General features: G+C 61.0%; 17 protein-coding genes. 2 read left to right on the top strand and 15 right to left on the bottom strand.

Annotated features, from left to right (window positions below; genetic code table 11):
- Positions 1-44: 44 nt before the first annotated feature.
- Together I2F59_RS02890 and ftsH are read right to left on the bottom strand one after the other, a co-directional pair.
- Positions 45-500, bottom strand: coding sequence for a 2-thiouracil desulfurase family protein (locus I2F59_RS02890; RefSeq protein ID WP_138112401.1), 456 nt, complete (start codon positions 498-500; stop codon positions 45-47).
- A gap of 81 nt (positions 501-581) precedes the next feature.
- Positions 582-2,474 (bottom strand): ATP-dependent zinc metalloprotease FtsH, encoded by a 1,893-nt coding sequence (gene ftsH, locus I2F59_RS02895; protein WP_171021520.1) that lies wholly within the window; start codon positions 2,472-2,474, stop codon positions 582-584.
- Between the two features lie 122 nt (positions 2,475-2,596).
- On the opposite strand from ftsH, the gene I2F59_RS02900 reads away from it, so the two are divergent.
- The gene (locus tag I2F59_RS02900) at positions 2,597-3,052 is read left to right on the top strand and encodes a cob(I)yrinic acid a,c-diamide adenosyltransferase (protein WP_271802638.1); all 456 of its coding nucleotides are present in this window, start codon (positions 2,597-2,599) and stop codon (positions 3,050-3,052) included.
- Between the two features lie 129 nt (positions 3,053-3,181).
- On the opposite strand, the gene I2F59_RS02905 is transcribed toward I2F59_RS02900, so the two are convergent.
- From I2F59_RS02905 to thyA, 4 genes are all read right to left on the bottom strand, one after another.
- Positions 3,182-4,531 (bottom strand): MATE family efflux transporter, encoded by a 1,350-nt coding sequence (locus I2F59_RS02905; RefSeq protein ID WP_195503178.1) that lies wholly within the window; start codon positions 4,529-4,531, stop codon positions 3,182-3,184.
- A 125-nt stretch (positions 4,532-4,656) separates the two neighbouring features.
- Positions 4,657-5,571, bottom strand: a complete 915-nt coding sequence (locus I2F59_RS02910; RefSeq protein WP_195503179.1) for a TrmH family RNA methyltransferase — start codon at positions 5,569-5,571, stop codon at positions 4,657-4,659.
- Positions 5,572-5,680: 109 nt separating this feature from the next.
- Positions 5,681-6,199, bottom strand: a complete 519-nt coding sequence (locus I2F59_RS02915; RefSeq protein WP_195503180.1) for a dihydrofolate reductase — start codon at positions 6,197-6,199, stop codon at positions 5,681-5,683.
- A 9-nt stretch (positions 6,200-6,208) separates the two neighbouring features.
- On the bottom strand, positions 6,209-7,057 hold the full coding sequence (gene thyA, locus I2F59_RS02920) for a thymidylate synthase (RefSeq protein ID WP_055309513.1): 849 nt from the start codon (positions 7,055-7,057) through the stop codon (positions 6,209-6,211).
- A gap of 166 nt (positions 7,058-7,223) precedes the next feature.
- On the opposite strand from thyA, the gene I2F59_RS02925 reads away from it, so the two are divergent.
- Entirely contained in the window at positions 7,224-7,988 is a 765-nt protein-coding gene (locus I2F59_RS02925; protein ID WP_195503181.1) for a DUF134 domain-containing protein, read from the top strand.
- Positions 7,989-8,104: 116 nt separating this feature from the next.
- On the opposite strand, the gene ffh is transcribed toward I2F59_RS02925, so the two are convergent.
- The 9 genes from ffh to I2F59_RS02970 all read right to left on the bottom strand — a co-directional run bounded on the left by ffh (position 8,105) and on the right by I2F59_RS02970 (position 17,553).
- Entirely contained in the window at positions 8,105-9,580 is a 1,476-nt protein-coding gene (gene ffh, locus I2F59_RS02930; RefSeq protein WP_195503182.1) for a signal recognition particle protein, read from the bottom strand.
- Between the two features lie 10 nt (positions 9,581-9,590).
- On the bottom strand, positions 9,591-10,508 hold the full coding sequence (gene ftsY / locus I2F59_RS02935; protein ID WP_195503183.1) for a signal recognition particle-docking protein FtsY: 918 nt from the start codon (positions 10,506-10,508) through the stop codon (positions 9,591-9,593).
- Positions 10,508-14,044, bottom strand: a complete 3,537-nt coding sequence (gene smc, locus I2F59_RS02940) for a chromosome segregation protein SMC (protein ID WP_195503184.1) — start codon at positions 14,042-14,044, stop codon at positions 10,508-10,510. The genes ftsY and smc overlap by 1 nt, the downstream gene beginning before the upstream one ends.
- Positions 14,045-14,054: 10 nt before the next feature.
- Positions 14,055-14,780, bottom strand: a complete 726-nt coding sequence (gene rnc, locus I2F59_RS02945) for a ribonuclease III (protein ID WP_195503185.1) — start codon at positions 14,778-14,780, stop codon at positions 14,055-14,057.
- 3 nt (positions 14,781-14,783) lie between these two features.
- Entirely contained in the window at positions 14,784-15,026 is a 243-nt protein-coding gene (locus I2F59_RS02950) for an acyl carrier protein (RefSeq protein WP_006234023.1), read from the bottom strand.
- A 124-nt stretch (positions 15,027-15,150) separates the two neighbouring features.
- Complete coding sequence (gene plsX, locus I2F59_RS02955; RefSeq protein ID WP_195503186.1) at positions 15,151-16,170, bottom strand: phosphate acyltransferase PlsX; 1,020 nt, start codon at positions 16,168-16,170, stop codon at positions 15,151-15,153.
- Between the two features lie 87 nt (positions 16,171-16,257).
- Positions 16,258-16,437: a 50S ribosomal protein L32 gene (rpmF, locus tag I2F59_RS02960; protein WP_022094017.1), complete on the bottom strand. Its 180-nt coding sequence runs from the start codon at positions 16,435-16,437 to the stop codon at positions 16,258-16,260.
- A gap of 64 nt (positions 16,438-16,501) precedes the next feature.
- Positions 16,502-17,056: a YceD family protein gene (locus I2F59_RS02965; RefSeq protein ID WP_195503187.1), complete on the bottom strand. Its 555-nt coding sequence runs from the start codon at positions 17,054-17,056 to the stop codon at positions 16,502-16,504.
- Entirely contained in the window at positions 17,056-17,553 is a 498-nt protein-coding gene (locus I2F59_RS02970; RefSeq protein WP_040358176.1) for an ATP synthase subunit B family protein, read from the bottom strand. Before I2F59_RS02970 ends, I2F59_RS02965 begins: the two co-directional genes overlap by 1 nt.
- Between the last annotated feature and the right edge of the window lie 2 nt (positions 17,554-17,555).

Below are 17,555 nucleotides of genomic sequence, written 5' to 3' on the forward strand. Positions count from 1 at the left end.
AGGCCAAAACCACCACAAGGGAGCAGCACCTTTGTGGTGGTTTTTTATTGCTCCAGCATGCTGGGGTCGAACTCGCTAGCCGGGATCACGCGATAACCGTGGCGGAGCAGTAAATCAACGAAGACGCCGTTGCCCGCCGTAAGGGTGCCGCTGAATGTTCCGTCGTAGATGCGACCCGCGCCGCACGAGGGACTACGGTCCTGCAGGATGCACGCGGCGATCTCTTCCGGCCCGCCCGCCTGCTCGCACATATCGAGCGCTCGTTGGGCACCCAGGCGAAATTCGCGATCGACCGATATGCCCTCGCAGGTACGAACCTCTCCGTTCACAATCTCGGACGGCTTGCGCGGCGTGGGCAGGCCCCCAAAGACCTCAGGGCACACCAAGAGGACCTCGGTCCCTGTACGCTCGCAGGCCTCGACCAACTCGCGATGGTAGTTGTCGAGCCCGTTATACTTGCAGCTCTCGCCCATCAAGCAGGCGCTCACCACGATCTTCATTTCCATCCCTCTCAAGCAAAACGCCCCATTTGAGAAAGCTGCTCAAATGGGGCGTCGGCGTTTACTGGCTCGGCCGCGGCTTTACTGCTGCTTGGGCATCAGCGGATTCTCGCGCGTGAGGAGGTTCATGAACTCCTCGCCCGTGATGGTCTCCTTCTTATACAGATAACGAGCCAGCTCGTGGAGCTTAAACTTGTTCTCCTTCAGAATCTGCAAAGCGCGGTCGTGCGCATCCTCGATCAGCTTGGCGACAATCGCGTCCACGCGCTCGGCCGTACCGGGGGCGCAGGTGAGCGACGTGTCCTGATTGAGATACGCGTTCTGCACGGTACCGAGCGCCATCATGCCAAACTCGTCGGACATACCAAAGCGCGTCACCATATTACGGGCGAGCTTGGTGGCCTGCTCGATGTCGTTGGCGGCGCCGGTCGTCATCTCTCCAAAGATGAGCTCCTCGGCTGCGCGGCCACCGCAATAGACAGCGAGCTTGTCCAAGACCTCCTGGCGCGTCGTCAGGAAGCGCTCGTCCTCCTCGACCTGCATGGTATAACCAAGAGCACCGCTCGTGCGCGGCACGATGGTGATCTTCGTGACCGGCGCAGAGCCCTTCTGGCGAGCGGCAACGATGGCATGGCCGATCTCGTGATAAGAAACGACCTGCTTCTCGTGGTCGGACAGCACCGTGGACTTACGCTGTTGGCCGGCAATGACGACCTCCACCGACTCCTCGAAGTCGTCCTGGGTTGCACGCTTGCGACCCTCGCGAACGGCGCGCAGGGCGCCCTCGTTGATGATATTGGCCAGGTCGGCGCCCGAGGCACCGGGCGTGGCGCGGGCAATCGCGGTCAGGTCGATCGGCGGCTCGGTCTTCACGCTCTTGGCATGCAGCTCGAGGATGTTCTTGCGGCCGGTCAGATCGGGCAGCTCGACGGGGATGCGGCGGTCAAAACGACCGGGGCGCAGTAGAGCGGGATCGAGACTGTCGGGGCGGTTGGTTGCGGCAAGGACAACGATACCCTTATGGTTATCGAAGCCATCCATCTCGGTCAGCAACTGATTGAGCGTCTGCTCGCGCTCGTCGTTGCCGCTAAAGCCGCCGCCATCGCGCTTCTTACCGATGGTATCGATCTCATCGATAAAGACGATACACGGTGCCTTTTCCTTGGCCTGCTTAAACAGGTCACGAACCTTAGCAGCGCCGCGACCGACAAACATCTCAACGAACTCAGAGCCCGAAATGCTAAAGAACGGAACACCGGCCTCGCCGGCAACAGCCTTGGCAAGCAGGGTCTTACCGGTACCCGGAGGGCCAACAAGGAGAGCACCACGCGGCAGCTTGGCGCCGATCTCCTCGTAGCGCTGCGGCTTCTCCAGAAAGTCGACGACCTCCTTGAGAGACTCCTTGGCCTCTTCCTGACCGGCGACGTCCTTAAAGGTCACGCCCACGTCCTTGGAGGCGATCACGCGCGCGCCGGACTTACCCAGTCCGCCGCCGCCAAAACCGCCGCCGCCAAAGTTCATCGACGGGCCGTCATCGCCCATAGCCTTCTTCATGCGGCGGTTGAGCCACCAACCGATGAGGAAGAAAATCGCCATGGGAAGAATGAGTGTGAGCAGGTAGTAGGTCATCAAACCCGAGTTTTTATCGGGAACGACCGACTCCAGCGAAGCGCCAGACTCAAGCACGCGATCGGTAAAGCCCGCGTCATTCGGCACACCGGTCGTCTTGTAGGCGATGTTCTCGTCCTCGCCCTTCTTGGTGTAATAAATCGAGTAATCGTCCGTGTTGTACTCGACCTTGTCGACGCTCTTCTTATCGAGCGCTTTGACAAACGTCGAGTAATCGGTCTTCGTAATCTGCTGCGTGTGACCGATGTTGGGGAACAGAACGGTCGAGAGCACGAGGTAGACGACGAAGGCGATGAGCACGTAGAGAATCATATTCCGTCTACGTTTGTTGTCATCCATCTCCATCTGCTTGAACTCCATCTACTGGGGTTGATAATGCTTTCTAGAATACCCAACCCGGACGGCGATAAACCGACGCCGGGCACGAAAGGACAGAGATGGCATCACTGTAAGTCGGCAAGGTTCAAATCTATACAGGCGACGGCAAGGGCAAGACGACGGCTGCGCTGGGGCTCGCGCTGCGCGCGACGGGCTACGGGCTCGACGTTCTTAGGCTGCAGTTTGCCAAGAAACTGCACTGCGCCGAACACGATGCCGCGCCGCGCCTGGGGCTGCGCATCGTACAAGCTGACCGCGACACGCCCGAGGCTTGCGCCGCACAGATCATGGAGCTCGCATGCAGGCAGATATCACAGGTCGACGTTCTGATTTTGGACGAACTCGGCGAGGCCATGCGCCGCGGCTTCGTGACACGCGAGGATGTCGAAGCGCTGATCGCGATAAAGCCCGCCACCACGGAACTCGTGCTCACCGGCCGCGGGCTGCTGCCGTTGGCCGACCTCGCGGACTTAGTCACCGAAATACGTCCCATCAAACACTACTTCGACGAAGGCCTCCTAGCCCGCCAAGGCATCGAATACTAATTGATTCGTTTTCCGCCAACACCTACAGCTCATAAGGAAGTTGCGGTGGAATAGTACTTGTTTGACGGTCCGCAAGGGCTTTTCAGGAACTATTTCACCGCAACTTATCAGGGGTATCTGACGGATGAGCTAGGCGGTGGCGCGACCTAGCCAGTTGCCGCTGTGGTGGTAGATGGTGAACATGGTTGCGGTGATGAGCCAGGTTACGGGGTAAACCAGCAGTAGATGCTCGAGCGACGGATAGAAGGGCATGATCGCAAACACCCAGATCACCCTCAAGACAACGGTGCCAAAGATGGTGAGCATCATAGGCTGCAAACTCACGCCGGCGCCGCGGATGGAACCCGAGGCGTTCTCGATAATCGAGAAAATCGCATAGAACGGCGCAATGAAATGGAGGATAGTCGTGGTGTACGCCGAAATCGAAGCATCGTCGACAAACAAACGCGACAGCGGGCCCGAGAACACCAGCAGCACGGCAGACAGGCCACCAATGAGCATAAACGACAGCACGAGCGACGTATGGTAGCCCTTGCGCATGCGCTCGTAGTTGCGCGCGCCAAAGTTCTGCGCCGAGAACGTAGTGATCGATACGCCGAGCGCCTCGGTCACCATCCAGATAATGCCATCCAGGCGCCCAGATAGACCCCAAGCAGTCGTGACATCGGCGCCAAACGAATTAACCGACACCTGGATCAGCACGTTCGAGATCGAATAGGCAGCCGATTGAAAACCGAGTGGCAGACCACACGAGATCATACTCTTGCAAATACCGCGATCGATACCGAGCTTAGACAGCGAAAGACGCCATGCACCCGGAGCGCGCATCATGCGCAACACGATCATCGTTGCATTGGAGCAAATGGTCAGCGCCACCGCGATGCCGCAGCCCAGCGCCTCCATATGCAACACAGCGACAAAAATGATATCCAGCACCACGTTAACCAGGCAGCCAGAGGCAATGATCACGGCGGGGCCGCGCGTGTCGCCCACGGCACGCAGCAGTGCGGTTCCCATATTAAGCAGCAGTGCCGCAACCATCGCGGCAAAATAACAGCGAGCATAGGCCACGCCCTCGGCCAATAGTTCATGCGGCGTGTTCATAAGCACCAGCATGGGCTCAACGAACACTATGCCAAGAATCGAGAAAGCGATACCGCCCACCAGCGCGAGCGTCATGGCTGTATGGACCGAACGACTCAGTCGCTCATCATCGTGCTGACCAAAATACTGACCGGTAATGACCGCGCAGCCGGCGCCGACGCCAACGCAAAAGCCAATGCAGAGCTCGGTGAGCACCATCGTAGCTTGAATGCCACCTAGCGCGAGCTTGCCGCCAAACTGACCGACGATATAGGTACCGATAAGCGTGTAGGCCTGCTGAAAAAACGAACTAAAAAAGATGGGAACGCACAGCGAAAGCAGCTGCTGCCAAATAACACCCTGCGTTACATCGATAGCCGTAGATTTCTTAGCCACACGCCCTCCCCAAAAGCGTACGTCAACCGACAAAACAGTAATTAAAGACCTAAGCTAATAGCAGCTTAGCACCGACCGACGTCGACCGAAACACCCCGAGTCAGAGCCCGGTGCAAACTATCTGCCTAGTGATACAGCCCCGGCTGGTAGTGATACTCGTTGCTCACGTGCGGGCACAGCTGCCAAAAGGCGACGGCACTCGCCGCGGCCACGTTGAGCGAATCGACCCCGTGCGCCATCGGAATGCGCACGGCTCGGTCGCAGCCCGCGATAGTCTTGGCGCCCAGGCCGGCACCCTCGGTGCCCATAAAGATCGCCAGGCGATCAACCTCCTGCAGCGCAGGATCGTCCAGCGAAACGGAGTCGTCCGTCAGCGCCATCGCAGCGCACGAAAAACCGGCTTCGTGCAGTGCCGCCAGGCCATCGTGCGGCCACACACGAGCCTCGCTGCCAATACGCGTCCACGGCACCTGAAACACCGTGCCCATGCTCACGCGGGCCGAGCGACGGTACAGCGGGTCGCAGCACGTCGGACTGACCAAAATACCGTCGACATTGAGCGCGGCGGCCGAGCGGAAAATCGCACCCACGTTCGTGTGGTCGACAATACCCTCGAGCACGCACACGCGCACCGGGCGCTCCCCCGCCGCCTCGACGACGCCACCCAAGAACTCATCAACCGGAATCTGCCGCGGGCGACGAAACGCCGCGAGCGCACCGCGCGTCACGTTAAAGCCCGTCAGCTGCTCCATGAGTTCCATGGAAGCCACGAACACAGGAACCGGACCTGCGCCCTCGCGCACAACCAGACGCTCAAACAGCGGCATCATCTGGTCGAGCCAGCGTTCGCCCAAAAGAAAGCTCACCGGCTCGTATCCGGCACGCACCGCGCGCTCAATAACCTTGGCACTCTCGGCGATAAAGATGCCCTTTTGCGGCTCTAGCACGCAGCGCAGCTCGCGCTCGGTCAGTCGCACGTAGGCATCGAGCCGCTCGTCCTCGAGCGAATCAATTCGCAGAACCTCAACGGCATCAGTCATAGCAGCCTGCCCGCACCCTTCTTTACAGCACATCTATACCAAACGAGGCGACGCTAAGCGCCGCCCCATACATTCAATCAACCCGATGATACCGTTCACACCAGGAGATTTACGCATCAACGCGACGATACGTCACGAACTCATAATCGAGGCCTTCGTCACCCTCGCCCGCGGAAATCGTGGCAACCCCTTCGCGCCGCACAACTTCCCACGCGGGGTCGGCGTCCAAATTGGGAAAATATGTGTCCACGGGATGGACGCAGTGGTTGTGCGTGACCTCGGCCTCGGCACAATACGGCAAAAACTGCCGATAGACATCGCCGCCGCCGATCACCCACGCAACGGGCTCATCGGCAACCGCGGCGAGCGCCTCGTCGATGCTATGCACCACGTCGACGCCTTCGACAGCAAAATCCTCGTCGCGGGTAAGCACGATATTGCGACGGTTCTTGAGTGGACGCCCACCGGGAAAACTCAGCAGCGTCTTGCGCCCCATGATGACCGGGCAGCCCTTGGTGCAGGCCACAAAATGGCGCATGTCGGCGCGATTGGACACCACCATGTCGCCCTCGCACCCAATGCCCCAGTCATCGCACACGGCGACAATGGCAGAAAGCTTACACGTCATGAGTACCACCTACACCGCAATGGGGATGTTCTTGACCTGCGGACCGTGCTCGTAGCCCTCCACGATCAGGTCATCGGTCGTAAACGCATAGAAATCGTGCACGTCGGGGTTCAGCGTTACCTTGGGCGCCGCAAACTGCGGGCGCTCGATAAGCTCACGGACGATATCGACGTGGCGGTCGTAAATGTGGGCATCGGCAATCACATGCAGCAGCTCACCCGGAATCATATCGACCGACTGTGCGACCATCATCAGCAAGATGGCGTACTGGCACACATTCCAGTTGTTCGCGGCCAAAATGTCCTGGCTGCGCTGGTTGAGAATCATATTGAGCGTTGGCTTGTCGTCCTGCGGACGCTGCGTCACGTTATACGTCACGCTGTACGCGCACGGATACAGGTGCATCTCGGACAAATCGCTAAACACATACGTGTTGGTCATGATGCGGCGACTGTACGGAGTATGCTTGAGGTCGTACAGCACGCGGTCCATCTGGTCAAAGTCGCCCTCGGCATAATGGCTCTTCTGGCCAATCTGGTATCCGTAGGCCTTGCCGATGGAACCGGTCTCGTCGGCCCACTCATCCCAGATATGGCTGTTGAGGTCATGGACGTTATTGGACTTCTTTTGATAGATCCACAGGATCTCGTCCATGGCGGACTTGAGCGCCGTGCGGCGCAGGGTAAGCGCGGGGAACTCCTCGCGCAGGTCGTAGCGCGCCGTGACGCCAAAGTTTTTAATGGTATAGGCAGGGGTGCCGTCCTCCCACACCGGGCGGACCTTTTGGCCCTCGGTGGTGGTGCCATGGTCCAAGATATCGCGGCACATGGTTACAAACTGTTGATCAGCTTTGCTCATTGACCCTCCTGTCAGTCGCCTACAAGCGAGATTCATTGTAGCCCAGGCGCACGCGGCCCCACAGCCCAAACATAAGCCCTCATTTTCTGACATATGCCAGAAATTCCTTGCACAAATCCGCACGTTCGCTATTCTATTGTTGACATATGTCAGATTTGGAGAGTGTATGGCTGGAAGACGCAAAAAACTGCGCCGCGTTGGGATCATCCCCGAATATCGCGGCTTTACCCCCGATGGCCTTGCCAGCGGAGACGCTATCGATATTACGGTCGATGAGCTCGAAGTACTGCGCCTGTGCGATCTGGAGGGCCTCAATCAGGAGGCCGTCGCCCTACACATGGGCATCGCCCGCGCCACGGTGGCGGCAATCAGCAGTCGCGCGCATCGCAAGGTGGCAAGCGCGCTGGTCAATGGACGGGCGATCGTCATCGAAGGCGGCAACATCGCGTACTCCCCCATCACCACGACGACGGCCGCATGGCCAGCAAAGGAGGTCGGCACCATGAGGGTGGCAACAACGTACGACAACGGCAACATCTTTATGCACTTTGGCCGCAGCGAGCAGTTCAAGATCTACGACATCCAGGATGGCAAGGTGCTCAACGAGCAGGTCGTAGGCACCGGTGGCACCCGCCACGGCGCCTTGGCGGGCCTGCTTGCCAACGGTGGCGTTGACACGCTCATTTGCGGCGGTATCGGCGGCGGCGCTATCAACGCGCTTGCCCAAGCCGGCATCACGGTCTATGCGGGCGCCCAGGGCAGCTGCGATGCCTGCGTCAAGGCCCTCATTGCCGGCACGCTCGCACAGACCGGCGAGGCCACCTGCGACTGCCATGGACATGATCACGAGCACATCCACGAGCATGGCGAGTCCTGCGGCTGCCACGGCCATCACGACCACGACGGACATGAGGGCTGCAGCTGCCACTAGCGGCAAGCACCTCGACGTCAACACGCTTCCGCGCGTGCGACAACCTGCGAACAAACGGCGTAGGCCGCCCGGAGTACCATCCAGGCGGCCTACGCCATACACGACTCAACCAGTCGTTACTTCTTATTGCGCATCTGCGCTTCCATCTGGCGCAGCAGGTCCATATCGGACTTAGGACCGCCCATTCCCAGGCCGCCCATGCCGCCCAGGCCCATGGCATCCAGACCGGGAATATTGGGCATGCGCATCTTTTTGCCCTTCTTACCCTTCTTGCCCTTCTTGCCACCGGCCTGTGCCTGATTGGCCATCGAGCGCATGCGGCCCATCATCTTGTTCATCTCGCCCCACTGCTTCATAAGGCTATTGACCTCGGTGGGAGTCACGCCGGCGCCCTTGGCGATACGGGCGCGGCGCTGGCCGTTGATGATGGAGGGACGCAGGCGCTCCTCCTTGGTCATCGACATGATGATGGCCTCGTTCTTGTCGAAGATGCCCTCGTCCAAATTGCCGCCCATCTGGTTGAGCGCGCGCTGGCCGCCGGGGAGCATACCCAGGATGCCCTTCATGCCGCCCATCTTCTTGACAGCCTTCATCTGGTCGAGCATGTCGTTCATGGTAAAGCCCTCGCGCAGCATACGCTCGGCAGCCTCGAGCTGCTCGGCGTCGGCCGCCTCCTGGGCCTTCTCGATGATGCCGACAACATCGCCCATGCCCAAGATTCGCTTGGCCATACGATCGGGATAAAACGGCTCAAGCGAATCGGGTTTCTCGCCCATGCTCACGAACTTGATGGGCTTGCCGGTCACCTGGCGCACGGAAAGCGCGCCGCCGCCACGAGCGTCGCCATCGAGCTTGGAGATGATCACGCCGTCAAAGTCGGTGCGCTCGGCGAAGGTCGAGACAACGTTGACGATATCCTGGCCGGTCATGGCATCGACGACCATCAGCACCTGATCGGGCTTGACGGCCTTCTTGATATCCACGGCCTCCTGCATCATCTGCTCGTCGATCTGCAGACGACCGGCGGTATCGACGATGACCACATCGCGCAGGTGGTCGACGGCCTCCTGAATGGCGCCCTTGGCGATGTCGACCGGGTGCGCACCGTCGCCTCGGAAGACCGGGACACCGATCTCTCCGCCGAGCGTGGCCAGCTGGTCGGCAGCGGCGGGACGGTAGACGTCGCAAGCGGCGAGCAGCGGCGAGCGGCCCTGCTTCTTGAGCAGGTAGGCAAGCTTTACGGCCGCCGTGGTCTTACCAGAGCCCTGCAGGCCCACGAGCATGATGACGTTGGGGATGCGGTTGCTAAAGACGAGCTTGCTCTCGGTGGAGCCGAGCATCTCGGTGAGCTCGTCGAGCACGATCTTGACGACGTTTTGCGCCGGCGACAGCGACTCCATGACCTCGGCGGTCATGCAGCGCTCCTTGGTCTTGGCGACAAACTCCTTGACGACCTTAAAGTTGACGTCGGCCTCGAGCAGCGCCATGCGAATGTCGCGCATGGCCGAGGTGATATCGGCCTCGGTCAGTTTACCCTTGCCGCGCAGGCGGTCAAATGTGTCGTTGAGGCGATCGCTCAGGGAATCAAACACTAGTCACTCCTTAATTGGACTCGCCCACCAGGGCGCGGCAGAAATCTTTGGCATTAAACTCCTGCAGGTCATCGACCTGCTCGCCCACGCCGATGCGCAGGATCGGGAGCTTGAGCTTCTCGGCCACGGCCATGGCGATACCGCCCTTTGCCGTGCCGTCGAGCTTTGTCATGATAATACCGTCCAGGCCAAGCGCCTCGTTAAACTCAAGCGCCTGGTTCAGACCGTTTTGGCCCGTCGCGGCATCGATCACAAGCACGACCGAGACCGGCATGGGACCGGCGGCCATATTGGCGGCGCGCTTACGGGTCACATTGACCACCTTGGCGAGCTCGCGCATGAGCTCGGGGCTCGTGTGCAGACGGCCGGCGGTATCGATGAGCACCAGGTCGCTGCCGCGCCTATCGGCCTCGTCGAGCACGTCGTAGCAAACACTTGCCGGGTCGGAGCCGCGATCGCGCTTGATGACGGGAACGCCGGCGCGCTGGCCCCACACATCAAGCTGCTCGATGGCGGCGGCGCGGAAGGTGTCGGCCGAACCGATCACCACGTTCTTGCCGCGGGCAGCCATGGCGCTCGCGATCTTACCGACCGTCGTGGTCTTGCCGGCACCGTTGATGCCCACAAACAGCACGCAGCTCGGCGTATCGGAGAACGGATCGCGCTCGATGGGCACAAAGTGCTGCTCAAGCTGGTCGGCCAGAGCGCGGCGAAGCTGCGGAGCGGTCTTGAGGTTCTTCTTGGCCGCGGCATCGCGCAGGTCATCGGAGACCTTGATAGCGACCTCGGCGCCCATGTCACCCATTACGAGGGTGTCCTCCAGGTCCTCCCAAAAATCCTCGTCGACCTCGCCGCCAAAGTAGAAGACCTCGTTGAGGGCCTCGCGGCTGCGCTCAAGTCCGCGCGAGAGAGCATCGAAGAATCCCATTATGCATTCACGACCTTTCCGGTTTCGCGATCGAGTTTTTGCGAGACGACGCGACTGACGCCGTCGGCTTGCATCGAGACGCCATAGAGGACGTCAGCGTCCTCCATAGTACGGCGCTGATGCGAGATAACCAAGAGCTGCGTATCGGAACGCAACACATCGAGCGCGCCGATGAGCTTGGACAGGTTGGCGTCATCGAGCGCCGCCTCGACCTCGTCCAGCACATAGAACGGCACCGTGCGCGTGCGATACACGGCAAAGAGCAAGGCGAGCGCCGTCAGACTCTTCTCGCCGCCCGACATGAGCATCATCTTGGTGATGCGCTTGCCGCGCGGCTGCGCCACGACCTCGATACCCGTCTCGGCAGGATGCTCGGGATCGGTCATCTCCAGATGAGCCTGGCCGCCCGGGAAGAGCATAGCGAAGATCTCGCGGAAGTTCGCGTCGACCTTCTCAAACGTCACCAGGAACGCCTTGCGCATCTTGCGATCAATGGCCACCGTGATCTTGGTGAGCGCCTTGCGCGCGCTCTCCAGATCGGCCAGCTGCTCCTCGATGTAGTCGGCGCGGCGTTTGAGCTGCTCGTACTCCTCCATGGCAACTTGGTTAACGGGACCAAGGTTGTTGATCTGGCGCACAAGCTGGTTGAGTTCGCGCTCGGCGGCATCGCGGTCCGTGGGCGCCGGAAGCATGAGCGCTTCCTCGAGCACCGTCGTGCCATCGGCGGTAATGGCCTTAATGGCAGCCTCGACCTGCACCTCGAGCTTGCCACGCGCGACCTTGAACTCGTTTTGCGTGGCAGAGGCGGTATCGACTCGCTCCTTAGCGCGGGCAACCTCTGCCTTGGCATCCTCGATGGTCTTCTTGAGCGAAGCGGAGTCCGCCTCCTCCAGAGAGGCCTGGTCACGCAGGCGCGCTGCCCAATCCGACGCGCGTTCCAACAGGGCAGAATAGCGTTCGTGCATGGGATCGACGCGCAGGCGCAGCAGCTCGAGCGAGCGCGAGGCCTGGCGTGTTCCGCGGATACGACGGTCGATGCCCTCAAGACGATGCTCCAGGTCGGGCACGCGGCCCTTCAGCGAACGCAGGCGTTCGCTCGTCTGGGCTAGGCGAACCTTGGCGTCGGCGAGCTTGCCGGCAGCCTCGGAATCGTCACGGCGAACGCGGCCGAGTTCGTCGTTGGCCTCAGAAATCTGCAAGCCCAGATCGCTTGCCTGCGCGCGGGCCTCGTCACGCGAACGGGTGAGCTCGTCAACGCGCGGGCGCGCAGCGCGAACGGCTTCGGAGGCCTGCTCGCGGCGCTTGGAGATGCGCACGCGCTCGACCTCGGCATTGTTGGCGCTTTGCTCCAAGCGGCCGATCTCGGAAAGCAGCGAGCGGCGCTCGCCCTCAAGACGGGCGATCTCACCGGCGGCATCGCCCTCGGCGGCACGGGCCTCCTCGACGGCAGCGTTGGCCTCAACGACTTGGTCCGAAGCATGCTCAAAGATGGCAGCCAGATCGGGTTCCAGGCCCTCGAGCTCACGGATGCGGCGCTTGCGCTCCAAGGCACCCGAAGCCTCGCCGGCATCAAGCCCCACGCGCACCAGGCCGCCGCAGGCGACGCGGGCGCCATCGGGGGTCACGTAAGTCACGCCTTCAACGACCGGCGCCGACAGCGCGGCAGCAAGATCGTCAACGACGTAATAGCCGCCGAGCAGCGCCTCGACGACGGGTCCGTAGCCTGCGCGCACGGACAGACGATCAACCAGGCGGGTACCGGCAGCGCCCTCAGCGGCGGTAGAGCCGCTCACGCCGCGCGCCACCAGCAGTGCTTCGCCCGAGGCCTTCTTTTGGTCCAGAGCCGCACGACCGGCACGCTCAAGCGTGGCGGCGTCATCAAACAGCAGCGCATCGATATCGCCGGCGAGCAATTGCTCAACCAGGCCCTCAAGCTCGCGCGGGGCCTCCAGCACGTCGCCCAGACGACCCAAGACATCGTCGCCCAGCGCACCCACCAGACGGCTCACGAGCGGCGAGCTGTCGGCCATGCGGGCATCGAGTTTCTTTTGGCTGGCAAGCTCCGAGCGCACCTCGGATAGCTTGTTGCGCGCCTCACTCTCGCGGGCACGCAGGTCCTTCAGGGCCGCGCGTGCCGTCTCGGTGGCCTCACGCGCATCAACCTGAGCCTGGCGCGCTTCCTCAAGAGCGCCCTCAAGCTCCTCGGCGCGGTCGCGACGGCTCTCGAGCGAGGCCATGACCTCCTCGAGCTGCTCGTCAATCTGCTCCAGGCGCGAGGCATACATGTTGTCCTCGACCTCGGCATTGCTCAGCGAGTCCTTCACCTTGGCAAGCTCGAGCGCGGCGTTATCGGCCACGCGCTGCACATCGCGTTGCTCACGCGTAAGCTGCGAAATCTGATTGTCGAGCGCCACGCGCCGCTCGTGGAGCTCAGCGGCGGCAGGACCAGCGGCGTCGACGTCCTCCTGGGCCTGCATGTGCGCACCGATCACTTCCTCAAGCTGCGCACGCGCGTCCTCGAGCTCCTCGAACACGCGACGTCGCTGATGCTCGGAGCTCGAAATCTGCCCGCGCATGTCAGACAGGCGCGACACCATGTTGTGGCCCTTTTCCTCGAGCAGGCGCATGTCGGAGTTAATGCGGCCGACCACATCTTGCATATGACGGCGCTGCTCGCCCAGGTCGCCCACAAACAGGCCCTTTTCCTCGAGCATGACCTGAAGCTTCTCGAGCTCGCGCTCCTTTTCGCCCAAGCGGTACTGCGCAAGCTCCAGCTCGGCGGCGCCTTCCTTGGAACGGCTCTCCAGGTCGTTCCACTGCGACTGCAGCGAACGCAGCTCGTCGACGGCTAGCATCTGCGTAAGCTCGTTCGCACGCGAGGACAGCTCTTTGTACTTGCGCGCGCGATCGACCTGACGCTCCAACGGTCGCAGCTGACGGGCGATTTCCTTATTGATGTCGCGGGCACGCGTCAGGTGCTCGTCCATCGACTTAATCTTTTTGAGCGCACGCTCCTTGCGGCGCTTGTGCTTGGAGATGCCGGCGGCCTCCTCGATGAGGGCACGGCGCTCCTCGGGGCGGCTCTGCAAGATGGCATCGAGCTTGCCCTGGCTGATGATGGAATGTGTATCCTTGCCCAGGCCCGAATCGTGCAAGATGTCCTGAATGTCCATCAGGCGGCACGGGCTCGAGTTGATGAGGTACTCGCTTTCGCCCGAGCGATACATACGACGGGTGATGGCGACCTCGTCAAAATCGACGGGCAGCATATGGTCCGAGTTATCGAGCACAAGCGTGACCTCGGCGACACCCACCGGCTTGCGCGCTGACGAGCCCGAGAAGATGACATCCTCCATGGCCTGGCCGCGCAGCTGCTTGGCGCTCTGCTCGCCCAGGACCCACAGAATCGAGTCAGAGATGTTCGATTTTCCCGAGCCGTTGGGACCGACGATGACGGTCAGGCCCGGCTCAAACGTCATATGGGCGCGGTCGGCAAACGACTTGAACCCTTTGAGCGTGAGGGACTTGAGATACACGGTTCCTCGCTTACACGTGCTTCTTGTTCAGAATCACGCCGTTGGTGGTATAACCCATGCGGTCGAGCGCTTCGAGCGCGGCGGCTCCCTCGGCTTCCTTCTTTGAGGAGCCGGAGCCGCGACCCTGACGAATACCATCGATCAACACCACGGCGGTAAAGGTGGGCGCATGCGCCGGGCCCTCGGAGCCAACGAGCTTGTACGCCGGGGGTTCGTGACCGTCGGCTTGCACGCACTCCTGCAAAAACGACTTGGGGTTCGCGGGATGCTCGGCACGCTCGGAAGCCAAATGCGGCTTAAGCGTACGATGGATAAACTCCGCTGCGGCATCCCAGCCGGCATCCAGGTACAGTGCGCCCACGAGCGACTCGTAGACGTTCTCGAGGGCCGAATGCAGGCCGCGCGCACCGGTACCGGTCTCGGAGGCACCAAAGATGATGATGTCGTCGATGCCCAGCTCGTGAGAAACCTCGGACAGCGTAGCGCCCGAGACAAGCGACACCTTCAGGCGTGTGAGCTTGCCCTCGTCAAACTCCGGATAGGACTCAAACAGGGAGCGTGCGACCACAGCGCCCAAAATGGAATCGCCCAAGAACTCAAGGCGCTCATAGCTGGCAGAAACCGGCTGGCCCTCGACTGCCGAGGGATGCGTAAGCGCCGCGCGCAGCAGCACCTTATTGTTGAACTCGTGGCCCAAGATTTCCTGGGCGCGCGTAAGTCGGTCGGATAAAGCCAAGACTTAGGCCTCCTTGGCAGCTTCGATAGCGTCGACGGCGTCGGCGACAGAGTTGAGCGAGAGAAGGGTCTCGTCATCGATCTCGAGGTTGAACTCGTCCTCGATAGCCGTAACCAGCTGCAGGCGCTCGAGCGAGTTGGCATCGAGGTCGTCAAAGGTGGTCTCATCGCTAATTTCGGCAACATCGACGCCCAGAACGTCAGCAGCGACCTCGGCGATCTTGTCGAAGATTTCGGAGCGGTCCATAGCGCTTCCTCTCATAGTGCATGAATACCAAAAGAATGGTACCGCCCGGGCGGTACCAAGACACGGTTCTGATTCTACCCCACGACGTGCGCCGCGAAGCACATAACAGCACTCTAACTCGCTCTTATAAAACGATACCGTCCATAGAGTTGGCGACATTCTCGACCAGCCCGGCGCGCACGGCTTCGGCCGCCGCAAGCGTACCGTTTTTAACAGCCTCGACCGAGGTGGCACCATGGCCGATCAGGACCACGCCGCGCAGGCCCAAAAGAATCGCGCCGCCCTTGGCGTCGCCCGAAAGCTTGGCTTTAATCTCGCGCATCTGCTTTTTAATGAGCAGCGCGGCGATCTTGGTGCCGAGCGAGGCCATAAAGGCACCCTTGAGTTCCTGCAGCAAAAACTTGGCAGCGCCCTCGGTGGCCTTGAGCGCGATGTTGCCCGACATGCCGTCGGCGACCACGACGTCAAAATTGCCCGACGTAAGATCGGTGCCCTCGCAGTTACCAACAAAGCCGGGAACGGCGGCTTTCATGGCCGGGAAGCAGGCCTTGGTAAAGTTGGAGCCCTTCTCGTCCTCGGTGCCGTTGGCAAGCAGGCCCACGCGGGGATGCTCGATGCCCAGGACGACGCGGGCATAGGCGCTACCCATCTGAGCAAAACGCACCATGTCATCGACCTCCACATCGGGGTTGGCACCCATGTCGCACAGCACCGTCAGACCGCCGGCGCGATTGGGCAACGCATTGGTGAGGCACGGACGCACCGGCTGCTTCTTGCCTTCGGCCTGATACCTAAACGGCGTCACGTAGGCGGTGGCAGCGGCGGTCATGGCACCGGTCGAGCCGGCGGAGAAGAACGCATCCGCGTTGCCCTTCTTAATGGCGCGGCAAGAAAGCACGATCGACGACTTACGCTTGGTCATCACGGCGCGAATGGGATCGTCATCCATGGCGATAACGTCGGGTGCCTCCAGGGCCTCGATGCGCGCATGGGAGGCGGCAAAGGGATTGACGATTTCGGCGGGGCCAGCTGCCAAGACCTCGATATCGGGATCGGCGGCAAGCGCAGCCTCGATACCATCGAGAACGACCTGAGGTTTCTCGTCTCCGCCCACAACGTCTACACAAACGCGAACGTTACTCATATACATGCTCCTTATACAAAAATGGCCGACTCATTGAGCCGGCCATTGTGGTTCCATTTGGAACGGCATCGCATCCAGAGTATACCGTTACTCGGTAACGATAACCTCGCGGTCCTTGTAGAAACCGCAGCTGGGGCACACGTGGTGCGGAAGCTTGACAGCGCCGCAACGGGGGCACGTGGACTGAGCCGCAGCCGAGATCTTCATGTTGGCGGAACGACGGGTGTGAGTGCGGATACGACCCTGCTTTTGTTTAGGTACGGGCATAGTGACCTTCCTTATGAACTATCCAGTGTGGCGATTACGCGCAAGTAGCGATACTACCACAGTTTTACTCATCAAGCTTGAGATTCTTCAATGCTGCAAATGGATTTTCCGTGGCAGCGGCCCATTCTGCCTCTGCCTGGGCGGCGCAATCGCATTGCTCGACGTTGAGATTGCAGCCGCAAGTGGGGCACAGACCGCGGCAATCGGGCTTGCAGAGCACCACAAACGGGGTGTCCATAACGACCGCGTCATTGATGGGCTCACCCAGATCGACGATACGGTCCTCACCCAGGAGCTCGTAGCCGTCCTCGAAGGCCTCGGGATCCTCGGGTTCCTCAAAGAGGTAGAACTCCTCGATCTCGCCGGCGATATCAAACGAGGCGGGCTCCAGGCAACGGTCGCACTCGCCGGTGGCGTGCGCGCGGACCATGCCCGTGAGCAAGACACCGGTACCGGCATTGGTAAAGACAACGTCGTAGTCGATGCCGTCCTGAAGCTGGTACTCCTTCTCGCCCACCGTGTAGGTGGAGACATCGACCTTACCGGTCAGCGGATACGAATCTCCGGGAAACTCGAGCTGCTCGGAAAGATCGACGGTAACGCTCGGGAACTCAGCCATTACCACTGACCGTTCTGTTGGGCGGCACCCTCGTTGAGCTGCTGACGGCAACGGGTAACGGTGCCGGTCAGGCTCTTGAGGTTCTCCTCCAGGTGCGTAAAGACCTGCTCTGCGTAGTCCTCGGCAGCATAACGCGTCTCGCGCTCGTACTGCTGGGCACGATCGCGGATGTCGTCGGCCTGCTGCTGCGCAAGGCGGACGATCTCCTGCTCACCGGCAATAGTGAGGGCCTGCTGCTGAGCGTCAGCGATGATGGAATCGGCCTGAGCGGCGGCGGAAGCCATAAGCTCCTCGCGCTCCTTAAGGATACGGCGGGACTTCTGCCACTCCTCGGGATAGCTCATGCGGATCTCGTCGAGGATGTTGAAGAACACGTCGGCGTCGATGACCTTGAACTGAGCGTTCTTGCCGAAAGGCGGCTTGGCTTCCTCGATCAGCCCTTCGAGCTCATCGACCAAGCTGACGATCCTATCGCCAGGAAAATTCTCGCCCGGCATCC

The sequence above is a fragment of the Collinsella aerofaciens genome, assembly GCF_015556945.1.
Taxonomy (GTDB): Bacteria; Actinomycetota; Coriobacteriia; order Coriobacteriales; family Coriobacteriaceae; genus Collinsella; species Collinsella aerofaciens_AO.